Here is a 13,204-nt window from a genome sequence, read left to right on the forward strand (position 1 = left end):
TTACCAGCCCATACCCGTTAGCAGCGGCGATGCCCCGCGCTCGGCCTCGTTCGCATTGGCGCGGAACAGGCCGAACAACTCGCGGCCCATGCCGTCGGCCTCGGGCGGCGCGGTCGCGGGCACGCGCGCGGCCCACTCCACCGGATCGACCAAAGCCTCGAGCACACCCGCTTCGGCATCGAGCCGGATGATGTCGCCGTCGCGCACGCGCGAAAGCGGACCGTCGCCGAGTGCCTCGGGCGAGCAATGGATCGCGGCCGGAACCTTGCCGCTCGCGCCCGACATGCGGCCGTCGGTGACGAGCGCGACGCGGTAACCCCGGTTCTGCAGCACGCCGAGCGCGGGCGTGAGCTTGTGCAGCTCGGGCATCCCGTTGGCGCGCGGCCCCTGGAAGCGCATCACGACGACGACGTCGCGCGTCAGCTCGCCGGCCTGGAAGGCGGCGAGCACCGCCGCCTGATCATGGAACACCGCTGCCGGCGCCTCGATCGTCCAGCGATCGCGCTCGACCGCCGAGACCTTGATGCACGCGCGACCGAGATTGCCGGTGAGGATGCGGAAGCCACCTTCGGGGGCGAACGGCGCGGCGGGGGTGCGCACGATCGTCTCGTCGCCGCTCGGGCCGGGATCGACCCAACTGAGCGCGCCAGCGTCGTCGAGCCGCGGCTTGCGACCGTAATCGGTCATGTCCGCGCCCGCGACGGTCATCAGGTCGCGGTGGAGCAGCCCGGCATCGGCGAGTTCGCGGATAACGTACGGCATGCCGCCGGCATCCTCGAAGCCGTTCACGTCGGCCGCGCCATTGGGATAGACGCGCGCGACGAGCGGGACGGCCTTCGACAGGCGATCGAAATCCTCCCAGTCGATCACGATCCCGGCGCACGCCGCGATCGCGGGCAGATGCAGCAGATGGTTGGTCGAGCCGCCGGTCGCGAGCAGGCCGATCGCCGCGTTGACGATCGCCTTTTCGTCGACGCACAGGCCGATCGGACGATAGCTGTCGCCGTGCCAGCCGATCTCGGTCACGCGGTGGACTGCGGCGCGCGTCAGTTCCTGGCGGAGCTTGGTGCCGGGGTTGATGAAGGCGGCGCCGGGCATGTGCAGGCCCATCATCTCCATCATCATCTGGTTCGAATTGGCGGTGCCGAAGAAGGTGCAGGTGCCCTTCGAATGGTAAGCGCCGATCTCGGCCTCGAGCAACGCCTCGCGGCCGACCTTGCCCTCGGCATAGGCTTCGCGCACCTCGACCTTGGCCTTGTTGGGAAGGCCCGACGGCATCGGCCCGGCGGGGATCAGCACCATCGGCAGATGCCCGAAGCGCAAAGCCCCCATCAGCAGGCCCGGCACGATCTTGTCGCAGATGCCGAGCAACGCCGCGCCCTCGAACATGCCGTGGCTGAGCGCGATCGCGGTCGACAGCGCGATCGTGTCGCGGCTGAACAGCGACAGCTCCATACCCGCATAGCCCTGCGTCACGCCATCACACATCGCGGGCACGCCGCCGGCGACCTGCGCGGTCGCGCCGGCCTCGCGCGCCCAGACCTTCATCTGCTCGGGGTAGCGATAATACGGCGCGTGCGCCGAGAGCATGTCGTTGTACGAAGTGACTATGCCGATGTTCATCGCCTTGCCGGCGGTGAGCGCGGGGCGATCCTCTTCGGTGCCGGCATAGGCATGCGCGGCGTTGGCGCAGCCCATTGCGGGCCGCTCGATATGCGTGTCGCGCGCCCGGCCGATCAGCGCGAGATAGGCATCGCGCGTCGGCTTGGAGCGGGTAATGATGCGGTCTGTGACGGCCGCGATTTCGGAATGGAGGGTCACGACAATCTTCCCGGGGAGGGGTTGGAGATCATTCGGCGGCCCAGTGAATATCCACCGGCAGCTCGGCATCGGCAAGCACGCGCCCGATCGGATATTTCGACGACGGACCCTGCTTGATCGCGGCTTCGATCACCGACTTCTTGGCGTCGCCCGTTACCGCGATGATCAGCGCGCGCGCCGAGACGATCGCGGCGCGGCTGAGCGTGACGCGCGGGACGGGGGCTTCCTTGGGGAGCGGATCGGGCATCACGCCCAATGCGCGGCGCTCGTTCGGGCCCGACAGCGCTTCGTCATAATCCGGGCCGGGGAAAATCGACGCGGTATGGCCGTCGGCGCCGACGCCGAGCAGGCACAAATCGAGCGGCCAGTGCAGATCCTGCATCAGCGCATCGGCCGAGCGGCCGGCGGCTTTGTAGTCGGCGGTCGCGGTCGGGACGATCGGCATGACGCGCGCGCCCTTCGGCAGGAACGCCTTGGCGATCATAGTAACGTTCGACAGCGGATCGCCGAGCGGCACGATGCGCTCGTCGACGGGGACGATCGTCACGCGCTTCCAGTCATGCTTGGCGGCGGCGAGCTTGGCGTAGATCGGGATCGGCGTCTTGCCGCCGGATAGCGCGATTACGGCCGCGCCGCGCGCGTCGATTGCGCTGTCGATGATGAAGCCGATGTCGCCGGCGACGGCCGCGGCCATCTCCTCGGCGTCTTCATAGTCCCACCATTCGATTTCGTGTTCGTCGCTCATTGTCTCTTCTTCCTGATGGCCCTCTCCCGCGTGCGGGAGAGGCTACGTAGACTTGGTCGCGCCTCTTCGGCGCGGCCTAGTCGAAGTCGGTGAGGGTCCTCTTTTCGATCGCTGAAGAAGAAGGCCCTCACCAGAATCAGGTGAATAGCACCCCGTGCTATTCAGGTCATGCCGGGGGCATGACCGACCTGATGCTCCTCTCCCGCGAAAGCGGGAGAGGGCTCTCTTGAACCTACTCGTCGAGCCAGGTCACGCCATCGCGCTCGGTCAGCGCGATCGCGGCGCTCGGGCCCCAGCTGCCCGAAGCATAGCTCTTGGGCTTCATGGCGTTGGCGACCCAGCCGGCGCGGATCGCGTCGATCCAGGTCCATTGCGCCTCGACCTCGTCGCGGCGCACGAACAGCGTCTGGTCGCCCTCGATCAGATCGAGCAGCAACCGCTCATAGGCTATACGCCGGCGCGAACCCGCGAACTCGGCGTCGAGGCTGAGGTTCAACGGCACTTCGCGCAAACGGATCCCGTCGCGGTCGAGCCCGGGCTCCTTCGCCATCACCAGCAGCTGGACATATTCCTCGGGCTGCAGGCGGATCACCAGCACGTTGGGCTGGAGCAGCCCGCCACGGTTCGAGAACATCGAGTGCGGCACGGGCTTGAACTGGATGGCGATCTCGGAGCGGCGCGTCGGCATGCGCTTGCCGGTGCGCAGGTAGAACGGCACGCCCTGCCAGCGCCAATTGTCGACATGCGCCTTGATCGCGACGAAGGTCTCGGTGGTCGAAGGCTTTTCGAGCTCGTCGATATAGCCCTTGACGATCTCGCCGCCGCTCGCGCCGGCGCCGTACTGGCCGGTGACGGTGTCGCGCGGCGCATCCTGCGGCTCGATCGTGCGCAGCGAGCGGAAGACCTTGGCCTTCTCGTCGCGGATCGCATTGCCGTCGAAGCGGGCAGGGGGCTCCATCGCGATCAGCGCGAGCAGCTGCAGCATGTGGTTGGCGACCATGTCGCGCAACGCGCCCGCGCCGTCGTAATAGGCCGCGCGCTCCTCGAGCCCGACGGTCTCGGAGATCGTGATCTGGACGTTGTCGATGCCGCGCGCATTCCACACCGGCTCGAAGAACGAATTGCCGAAGCGCAGCGCCAGGATGTTCTGCACCGTCTCCTTGCCGAGATAGTGATCGATCCGGAAGGTCCGCTCTTCGGGGAAGGCGGTCGCGACGGTGTCGTTGATCTCGCGGCTCGACGCGAGGTCGTAGCCGAGCGGCTTTTCGAGCCCGATGCGGACGGTCTCGCCGGCGAGGCCCGCCGAGTCGAGCCCGCGGATCACCGCTTCGAACAGCGACGGCGCGGTCGACAGGAAGATCGCGAGACCGCCGGCGACGTCGCCGACCTTGGCGGCGAGTTCCTTGTAATGCGCCATGTCGGTCGCATCGAGCGCCTGGTACTGGACGCGCTCGAGGAACGACTTGATCGCCTTGGCGTCCATCCGGTCCTTGGGGACAAACTTCTCGAGCGCTTCCTTGGCGAACTTGCGATAGCTCTCGTCGCTATTCTCCGAGCGCGCGGTGCCGGTGATCGTCAGCCCTTCGGGGAGGAGGCCGTCGGCGTGCAAGCCATAGAGCGAGGGCAACAACATGCGCTGCGCAAGGTCGCCGGTCGCGCCGAACAGAAGGAGTTTGCCGACGGGCGTGCGATTGGCCATGCGAAATTCGAGCTCCTGGGGAAGGCATCACCTAGGGAACGCCGGACGTCCCGCCAAGCTGAAACCTTGCGTTACACAGTGAGGCCGGCGAGCGGATCGAGCCCGGCCATGATGTTGAGATTCTGCACGGCGGCGCCCGCCGCACCCTTGCCGAGATTGTCGAGCGTCGCGATCAGCCGTGCCTGCCCGGTCTCGGCATTGCCGCAGACGCGCAGCGTCAGCCGATCGGTGCCGGCGTCATCCTCGATCTGCACTGCGGACGCATCGCCATCGGCGATTCGGATCAGCCCACCTTCGGGATAGGCCTCGCGCAATGCGGTTTCGCACGCGAGCAAGGTCGGCCGGCGCGGGAAACGATACAGTGCGAGCGGCACCTCGACGATCATCCCGCGATAGGTGTTGGCAACCGACGGGGTGAAGATCGGCGGATGCTCGAGCCGGGCATGCTTCTGCATCTCGGGCACATGCTTGTGCGCCAGTCCAAGCGCATAGGCGCGCGTGGCCGGGGGCGGGTTCACGCCCTGATATTCGGCGATCATCGCCTTGCCGCCGCCCGAATAGCCCGACACGGCGTTGACGGTGATTCCCCAATCGACCGGCACCAGCCCGGCGCGGACGAGCGGTCGCAGCAAGGCAAGAAAACCCGTCGGATAGCAGCCAGGATTGGAAACGCGTTTTGCCTCGGCGATCGCATTTGCCTGGCCGGGCTCGACCTCGGCAAAGCCGTAGGTCCAGCCCTCGGCGACGCGGAACGCGGTCGAGGCGTCGATCACGCGGGTGCGGGTATTGGCGATGAGCGAAACCGCCTCGCGCGCGGCATCGTCGGGCAGGCACAGGATCACGAAGTCGCTGTCATTCAGCGCCTCGGCGCGCGCCACCGGGTCCTTGCGCCGCGCTTCGTCGAGCAGCACGATCGCGATGTCATCGCGTCCGGCCAGCCGTTCGCGGATCTCGAGACCGGTGGTGCCGGCGGCGCCGTCGATGAAGACCGAAACGCTCATGCGGCAGGCCAGGACAGCGTGTCGGCATCGACATAGCCGACGAGTCCCGCGCCCGGCGCAAGCCCCCAGGCGCGGCCTTTGACGAATTCGAGCACTTCGAACACATCGCCCGTCTTGAGATCGGTCAGCACGGCAGACTCCGGATCAGCGCCTTCGCGAAGGCCCGTAGCGCTGATCACGATGCGTTGCACGCACGAAGCATAATGCGGCGCGAAGACGCGATCGGCCAAGCGGATGTCGGCAAGGTCGCGGCGCACGGCGTGGGTGCGCGGATCGAGCTCGACCGACTGCCCGCTGAGCGCAAAGCTCCTACGCGGCGGCGTGCCGGACGATCCGCTGTCGTGCGGGTTGGGGCGTGGTGTCGCCGATAAATTGGCCGAAATCGTCAAGAAAACTTGCCCCCTCGGACGTACGCGCAACAAAGATGTTACGCTTGTCATTGTCGTCCCGTTGGCGGCGCAGATAGCCCAGGGTACCGAGCCTGTTCAAGGCGCGCGTGACAACGGGTTTGGAGACGTTGAGCATCGCCGCCAGCCCGCGCACCGTATGCGGCCCTGGTTTGAGATACACTACCAGCAGAAGTGCCATCTGGCGATTGGTCAGATCAGGCTCACCCGACCGGACATAATCGACCAGTGTATGCATCCAGTCGGCAAGCGCATGATCTGTCTGTATCGCCACAGCTAGTGTCCGCAAATAACTCGGTAACCCCCACCAGCGGGGATATTCCTGGTCCACTAACGTTCCGGGAAGCCACAGGTTTCAGTTCGATAGCGAAATGTGACGGACAGGTTGCGATAACGGTCGTTGCGCGCGCGGTTGATCGCGCGGCTTACCTCGCCTATGTGCCCGGCTTCGCTGTCAAAGCGCCCCCAAGGAATCAGCCCGCTTCATGTTTCTGTTCCAGTTTCTCCTCGTGGTCCATTTCGTCATCGCTCTCGGGCTGGTGACGGTCGTCCTGATGCAGCGATCCGAGGGCGGTGGGCTCGGCATGGGTGGGAGCCCGGCCGGTTTGATGTCGGCGCGCGGGGCAGCGGATTTCCTGACGCGCGCGACCTCGATCCTCGGCGGTCTGTTCATCGCGCTCAGCATCCTGCTCGCGGTGCTCGCGGCGCAGGGCAAGTCGGTCAAGGTCGATGCCAGCGCCAAGCCGGCTGCGGTCACCGCGCCGGTCCAGGCGCCAGTCGCGCCGGGCGATCCCAACGTGCCGTTCGCCTCGGGCGCGCGCAGTGCGCTGCAGGCCGCGCCGAACAGCGCCGCGCCGGTCGGCAACACGTCGGTTCCGCTCGCACAGTAACCCGACCGGGTCCCTTCGCGCGCGACTCGATCGGTCGCGCATATCCACCATTTCCCGGAGTCGCGCGCTTGCCGCGCCACCCCGTTTGACGCTAGGCCTTTTCTCCCATGGCGCGGTTCATCTTTATCACCGGCGGCGTGGTCTCCTCGCTCGGCAAGGGTCTCATGGCAGCGAGCCTCGCGGCTCTCCTGCAAGCGCGCGGCTATCGCGTGCGGATTCGCAAGTTCGACCCCTATCTCAACGTCGATCCCGGCACGATGTCGCCCTACCAGCACGGCGAAGTCTATGTCACCGACGACGGGGCCGAGACCGACCTCGATCTCGGGCATTATGAACGCTTTACCGGTGTCGCCTCACGCCAATCGGACAACATCACATCCGGGCGGATCTATCAGCAGATCATCACGCGCGAGCGGCGCGGCGATTATCTCGGCGCGACCGTCCAGGTCATTCCGCACGTCACCGACGCGATCAAGGAATTCGCGCAGAACGAGGTAGAGGATGTCGATTTCGTACTATGCGAGATCGGCGGCACCGTCGGCGACATCGAGTCGCTGCCCTTCATCGAAGCCATTCGCCAGCTCCGCAACGATCTCGGCCGCGGCAATTCGGTCAGCATCCACGTCACGCTGGTGCCGTATATCGCGGCGGCCGGCGAGCTGAAGACAAAGCCGACGCAGCATTCGGTGCGCGAACTGGCCGCACTCGGCGTCCAGCCCGACGTGCTGGTGTGCCGTTGCGAGCAGCCTTTGCCCGACAGCGACCGCGCGAAGATCGCGTTGTTCTGCAACGTGCCGAAGGAAGCCGTCATCCCGGCGCTCGACGCCAAGAGCATCTATGCGGTGCCGGTGCAGTATCACGAGCAAGGCCTTGACGACGCGGTGCTCAACGCCTTCGGCATCCTGCCAGGCAGCGCACCCGATCTGTCGCGCTGGACCGACATCATGGACCGCGTCACCAATCCCGAAGGCGAAGTCACCGTCGGCGTGGTCGGCAAATATGTCGGCCTGCAGGATGCGTACAAGTCGCTCGGCGAAGCGCTGGTGCACGGCGGCATCGCCAATAAGGTGAAGGTCAACGTCGAGTGGATCGACGCCGAGCTGTTCGAGGCCGACGACGCCGACATCACCGCCCGGCTCGAGCCGCTGCATGCGATCCTCGTCCCAGGGGCGTTCGGGTCGCGCGGCGCCGAGGGCAAGATCGCCAGCGTGCGCTTCGCGCGCGAGCGCGAGATCCCGTATTTCGGGATCTGCTTCGGGATGCAGATGGCGTGCGTCGAAGGTGCACGCGATCTCGCCGGGATCCCCGATGCGAGCTCGACCGAGTTTGGCGCGACCGACGAGCCCGTCGTCGGCATGATCACCGAATGGATGAGCGCGGCCGGCATCGAGAAGCGCGAGCATGGCGGCGATCTCGGCGGCACGATGCGGCTCGGCGCCTATCCGGCGAAGCTCGACGGCAACAGCGTGGTGTCGAGCATCTATGGCGAAACCGATATCTCGGAGCGCCATCGTCACCGCTACGAGGTCAACACCGCGTATCGCGAGCGGCTCGAAAAGGGCGGTCTGGTGTTCAGCGGCATGTCGCCCGACGGCACGCTGCCCGAGATCGTCGAGCGGCCCGACCATCCGTGGTTCGTCGGCGTGCAGTTCCACCCCGAACTCAAGAGCAAGCCGTTCGACCCGCATCCCTTGTTCAAGAGCTTCATCGCCGCGGCGGTCAAGCAGTCGCGGCTCGTCTGAGCTGGTCGTCGGGGGTGGGCGGTACGTTCACCCCTGATCGACGAACGCTTCGACCGCACCGAACAGCACGCTCAGCGCCTCGCGCTCGGGTTCGGTCAGCTCGGGCCGCCAGATCTCGAACAGCAGGACCACACGCGTCGTGTCGCCGCGGTTCCAGGCTTCGTGTTCGATCGAATCGTCGAATACCAGCGCTTCGCCCAGCGTCCAGCCGCGCGTCTCGGCGCCGACGCGCAAGCCGCAGTCGGGCGCGGTGATCAGCGGCAGATGGACGATCAGCCGCGTGTTGAGCATCCCGTGATGCGGGGTGATGTGCGTGCCGGGCTTGAGCAGCGAGAACAATGCCATCGGCGCGCGCTGGTCGATCCGCGGGATCGGCGTCGCGGCGAGCGCCGCCATCGTCGCCGGGCAGCGCTCGGCATTGCCTGCAACCGGCGTGCCCGCGCGCAGCAGATGGAACGCGCCCCAACTCGCGTCGTCGCGCAGCGGGTTGGGGGGCGGGGGGCGATCGGCCGGCGTCGCGACATAGGGTGGAAACTCCCCGTCGCGCGCCATCACCGCCTGCAGTTCGGTCTGGATATCGCCCGTCGCCGCTTCGAGGGCAGGGAGCCAGTCGAACTGGCTGCGATCGAAAAAGCCGATTTGCGGTAGGCCCGGAAAGTAGAAGCTCGACGGTCGCTGGACAAAAATCTCGGTCTTGCCCGTCAGCAGGTCGATCGCGTGCTCGACGCGGCGAGTCGCCGGGCTCAGCCGGATGCCGCTGGCCGCCAGATGATCGTGCAGGAACGCTTCATAGTCGCGCGACGTCGCGGCGATGAAGCCAGCCGCGCGCTCGAGATCAGCCTGCAGCTCCGGCGGGAGCGCGTCGCGCTGCCCCGCCGCATTGGCGATCGCGGCTTGATAATACGCAGCGGCACCGCGTTGATCGGTTTGCGCGGCAAGGTCGCCCATCATGATCAACGCTGGAATGTGATCGGGCTGCAGACCGAGCAACCGCTGCAGCGCGCGTCGGGCACCGGCTTCGTCGCGTAACGCCCCGCACGCGAAGGCGAGCGGGAAAAGCGCGCGTGGATCGCTTTCGATCGCGGAGAGCAAGGCGCGACCGCGCGTCGCGTCGCCGCGACGCAGCGCCGCGATGCCTTCGTCGAGATAGCGCTCGACCGGGAGGATCGTTGCCATCAGGCGGTTTCGCGCGGTCGAGGCGGCATGGCGGCGACTCCTGATCGGCCGGGTTCGGTCCTGTCAGGCTAGCAGGGGCGCTCCGATCCGCAACCGGCCAGAGTGCGCAATCGGCGGCGCCGGGATCGCTCCCGACACCGCCGTAAGGGCGCTCGAACGAGCGTTATGCCGCCTTGACGTCGCTCGCGGAGTCGACCGCGACCAGCGGGGCGCCGGTCTTGATCGCGATGGTCTTGGGCTTCATCGCCTCGGGCACTTCGCGGACCAGGTCGATCACCAGCAAGCCATCATTGAGCCGAGCATCCTCGACCCGCACGAAATCGGCGAGTTCGAAGCGGCGCTCGAAGTTGCGGTTGGCGATGCCGATATGGAGGAACGCGGCGGTCGCCTCGTCCTGCGCTTCCTTGCGCCCCTTCACCTGCAACAGGTTCTGCTGCGCGGTGATCTCGATGTCGTCGCGGCCGAAACCGGCGACGGCGAGCGTGATGCGATAGCGGTCGCCATCGAGTCGCTCGAGATTGAAGGGCGGGTAATTATCGGCGCTCGCCTGGCGCGCATTGGCCTCGAGCATGTCGAACAGCCGGTCGAAGCCGACGGTCGAGCGGCGATAGGGGGTCAGATCGAACGTACGCATAAAAACTCCTTCGATTAAGCGAGTGTCGTCGAAATCGAGCCGGGTCCGCTGCTGCGCAACCCGCCCGGTGCCGCCTCCCAAGGAGCGCCGCACTCGCTGAATCTGGTCGGCCGCGCACCGAGTTCAAGAGGCCCCGCCATGGTTTTTGATGCGATGCTAAAGCGCACCTATCGCGGCCCCAAGAACGAGCGCGAGTGATAGTCCCCGCATTTAGTGGGCATATGGCGCGACTCGGGAAAAGCCCGAAACCAGGGGACCGTCATGCTTGCTTCCTTTCCGGCTCTGCTGCTCGCGTCGACCGCGCTCGGAAGTCCCGCCGTGGTGACCGATCCGCCCGTTGCCGCAGACGCACCCGTGGTTGCCACCCAGGCGGACGCGCCGGCAGCGCAGGAGAATAGCGGCGACATCCTGGTCACCGCCCGGCGCCGCGCCGAAACGCAGCAGACCGTGCCGATCGCGCTCTCGGTGCTGACCGGCAAATCGCTTGCCGAAAGCGGCACGTTCAACGTCAACCGGCTGCAGCAGCAAGTCCCTTCGCTGCAATTCTATTCGAGCAACCCGCGCAACTCGGCGATCAACATCCGCGGGCTCGGCGCGCCGTTCGGCTTGACCAATGACGGGATCGAGCAGGGCGTCGGTTTCTATATCGACGGCGTCTATATCGGCCGCGTCGGCGCGGCGACCTTCGACTTCATCGATGTCGACCGGGTCGAGGTACTGCGCGGGCCGCAGGGCACGCTGTACGGCAAGAACACGACGTCGGGCGCGCTCAACATCACGACGCGCGCGCCCAGCTTCACCCCTGAGGTCCGCGCCGAAGTGAGCGTCGGCAACTACAATTTCGGTCAGCTCAAGACCTCGGTTTCGGGCCCGATCACCGACACGCTGGCGATCCGTCTGTCGACCTCGGCGACGACGCGCGACGGCACGATCTACGACGTTGCGAGCAGGACCGATCTCCATCGCCAGCGCAATCTCGGCTTCCGCGGCCAGGCGCTCTACAAGCCGACCGACACGCTGAGCCTGACGCTGTCGGGCGATTTCAATGTGCAGAACCCGCTCTGCTGCGCGCAATATTACGCGCGCGTCGGTATGACGCAGCGCGCGGCGAACCGGCAATATGGCGCGCTTGCGGCCGCGTTCGGCTATGCCCCGCCGAGCACAAACCCGTTCGACCGCGTCACCGATCTCGATGCCAGCATCAATTCGCGCCAGGAAGTCGGCGGTGCGTCGCTCGTCGCCAATTGGGACCTCGGGCCGGCAACGCTGACTTCGGTCAGCGCGTGGCGCTATTGGGACTGGCAGCCCGCCAACGACCGCGATTTCATCGGCCTGCCGATCACCACGATCTCGCAGAACCCGTCGCAGCAAAAGCAGCTCTCGCAGGAGTTCCGGCTCGCCTCGAACGGGAAGAGCCGGCTCGACTATACCGTCGGCGCCTTCCTGTTCTACCAGACGATCCGGACCCAAGGTTCGCAGGTGCAGGGATCGGCGGCGAGCCGCTTCCTCCTGTCGGGCAGCGACGCCAGCAATCCGAACGTGCTCAACGGCCTGACCTCGACCAACACGATCGCCTTCGACAACACGAGCTTTGCGGTGTTCGGCAAGCTCAACTGGGCGTTGACCGACAAGCTCCACGTCCAGCCGGGGCTTCGCGTCAATTACGACAAGAAATCGGGCACCTACGATGCGGTCGTCAGCATCGCCAACAGCCAGTACAGTTTCGTCGCGACCGGTGCGAACGTCGCGGCCCTGCTCGCCGCGACGCCAGCGGGCGCGGCGCGCACCACCTTCCAGAACCAGATCAACACACTCGCCCCGCAGCATTACAGCCCGCGGTTCAGCGCGTGGAACGTGTCGGGCGATCTCACGCTGTCTTACGACTTCGCGGCGGACGTCCACGGCTACGCCTCCTATGCGCGCAGCTTCAAGTCGGGTGGGATCAACCTGTCGGGCCTGCCGCTCAACGCGACCAGCACCGGCGTCGACCTGACGACGCAGACCGTGAAGCCCGAAAAGGTCAACGCCTATGAGATCGGGCTCAAGACGCAGTTTCTCGACCGTCGGCTGACGCTCAACCTCGCCGGTTTCTGGACCGACATCACCGATTATCAAGCGACCGTGAACAACAATGCGATCAACGTGATCCGCGGGTATCTCGCCAATGCCGGCAAGGTGCGGTCGCGCGGGTTCGAGTTCGACTCGAGCTTCCGTCCGAGCCGGCGTTTCTCGGTCTATGGCAACGGCGCTTATACCGACGCCAAATACGTCGACTTCAAGAACGCGCCATGCCCGCCCGAGCTTTCGGGCGGGAGCGCCGCCAGCGCGACCAACCCCGCGACCGCCGCCGGGGTCGCGGGGGGCGTCAGCCCGGCGGCGTGCGACATATCGGGGCAGCGGCTGCCGGGGATCTCGAAATGGTCCTTCTCGTACGGCGGCGAATACAATGTGCCGGTCGGCCGATCGGGCGGACAGGTCTATGTCGGGTATGACGGCAGCTATCGCTCGCGCTTCTCGTCCAATCCGTCGCCCTCGGCGTATACCTGGATCGGGGGCTATGCGCTTTCGAGCTTCCGGCTCGGATATCGCAAGACGGATTTCAACGTCTACGCCTGGGTGCGTAACGCGTTCGACCGGAAGTACTTCGAGCTGCTGTCGACGCAATCGGGCAGCACGGGGTTGATCGTCGGGCAACCGGGCGATCCACGGACGTTCGGGGGTACGATTTCCAAGACGTTTTGAGTTGCTCTCCCTCCCTTTCCCTCTCCCGCATGCGGGAGAGAGTGGCCGAGCGCAGCGAGGTCGGGTGAGGGCAGTGGGGCGAAGGTAGAGAAAACGCCGGTCGGCAAAGCCGCCGTCGGACGGGTTCGCCACGAGGGCGACCCGCCGGCCGATTTGGGCGATCCGCTGTGCGGACCGGCGGCCGGCACGGCCGCCTTCGCCCAAATGCAAACGTCCGGGCCGTTTCCGACCCGGACGCCTGCGTGACGATCGCTCGTCAGCCCCCATTTAGGCCTTCGCTGCCAGCCCTGCGGCGGCGCTGAAGGCCAGTCCCCGAACCCACGGCCGTTGCCTGTGTGTCAGTGACA

General features: G+C 66.3%; 11 protein-coding genes. 3 read left to right on the plus strand and 8 right to left on the minus strand.

The features are described 5' to 3' along the window. The 6 genes from edd to ABIB28_RS00205 form a co-directional block, all read right to left on the minus strand. Complete coding sequence (edd, locus tag ABIB28_RS00180; RefSeq protein WP_354285473.1) at positions 1–1,821, minus strand: phosphogluconate dehydratase; 1,821 nt, start codon at positions 1,819–1,821, stop codon at positions 1–3. Positions 1,822–1,849: 28 nt separating this feature from the next. Then, on the minus strand, positions 1,850–2,566 hold the full coding sequence (gene pgl / locus ABIB28_RS00185) for a 6-phosphogluconolactonase (RefSeq protein WP_189674640.1): 717 nt from the start codon (positions 2,564–2,566) through the stop codon (positions 1,850–1,852). 232 nt (positions 2,567–2,798) lie between these two features. After that, positions 2,799–4,265 carry a glucose-6-phosphate dehydrogenase gene (gene zwf, locus ABIB28_RS00190; protein WP_354285476.1) on the minus strand — a complete coding sequence of 489 codons (1,467 nt, stop codon included), beginning with the start codon at positions 4,263–4,265 and terminating at the stop codon, positions 2,799–2,801. Between the two features lie 71 nt (positions 4,266–4,336). Then, positions 4,337–5,266 (minus strand): N-acetyl-gamma-glutamyl-phosphate reductase, encoded by a 930-nt coding sequence (gene argC / locus ABIB28_RS00195; protein ID WP_354285478.1) that lies wholly within the window; start codon positions 5,264–5,266, stop codon positions 4,337–4,339. Further along, positions 5,263–5,655: an SH3 domain-containing protein gene (locus ABIB28_RS00200; RefSeq protein WP_322163892.1), complete on the minus strand. Its 393-nt coding sequence runs from the start codon at positions 5,653–5,655 to the stop codon at positions 5,263–5,265. Before ABIB28_RS00200 ends, argC begins: the two co-directional genes overlap by 4 nt. Beyond that, positions 5,576–5,911, minus strand: a complete 336-nt coding sequence (locus ABIB28_RS00205; protein WP_029625324.1) for a MarR family transcriptional regulator — start codon at positions 5,909–5,911, stop codon at positions 5,576–5,578. Before ABIB28_RS00205 ends, ABIB28_RS00200 begins: the two co-directional genes overlap by 80 nt. 247 nt (positions 5,912–6,158) lie before the next feature. Here ABIB28_RS00205 and secG point away from each other — a divergent pair, with 247 nt between their 5' ends. Together secG and pyrG are read left to right on the plus strand one after the other, a co-directional pair. Further along, positions 6,159–6,563: a preprotein translocase subunit SecG gene (gene secG, locus ABIB28_RS00210; RefSeq protein WP_133188054.1), complete on the plus strand. Its 405-nt coding sequence runs from the start codon at positions 6,159–6,161 to the stop codon at positions 6,561–6,563. 107 nt (positions 6,564–6,670) lie between these two features. After that, the gene (pyrG, locus tag ABIB28_RS00215; RefSeq protein WP_354285481.1) at positions 6,671–8,305 is read left to right on the plus strand and encodes a CTP synthase; all 1,635 of its coding nucleotides are present in this window, start codon (positions 6,671–6,673) and stop codon (positions 8,303–8,305) included. Between the two features lie 27 nt (positions 8,306–8,332). On the opposite strand, the gene ABIB28_RS00220 is transcribed toward pyrG, so the two are convergent. Both ABIB28_RS00220 and ABIB28_RS00225 read right to left on the minus strand, forming a co-directional pair. After that, on the minus strand, positions 8,333–9,481 hold the full coding sequence (locus ABIB28_RS00220; protein WP_354285483.1) for an aspartyl/asparaginyl beta-hydroxylase domain-containing protein: 1,149 nt from the start codon (positions 9,479–9,481) through the stop codon (positions 8,333–8,335). Between the two features lie 163 nt (positions 9,482–9,644). Continuing rightward, on the minus strand, positions 9,645–10,115 hold the full coding sequence (locus tag ABIB28_RS00225; protein WP_189674645.1) for an Hsp20 family protein: 471 nt from the start codon (positions 10,113–10,115) through the stop codon (positions 9,645–9,647). 261 nt (positions 10,116–10,376) lie between these two features. On the opposite strand from ABIB28_RS00225, the gene ABIB28_RS00230 reads away from it, so the two are divergent. Continuing rightward, the gene (locus tag ABIB28_RS00230) at positions 10,377–12,857 is read left to right on the plus strand and encodes a TonB-dependent receptor (protein WP_354285486.1); all 2,481 of its coding nucleotides are present in this window, start codon (positions 10,377–10,379) and stop codon (positions 12,855–12,857) included. Positions 12,858–13,204: the final 347 nt, after the last annotated feature.

The sequence above is a fragment of the Sphingomonas sp. UYEF23 genome, from assembly GCF_040546165.1.
Classification (GTDB): Bacteria; Pseudomonadota; Alphaproteobacteria; order Sphingomonadales; family Sphingomonadaceae; genus Sphingomonas; species Sphingomonas glacialis.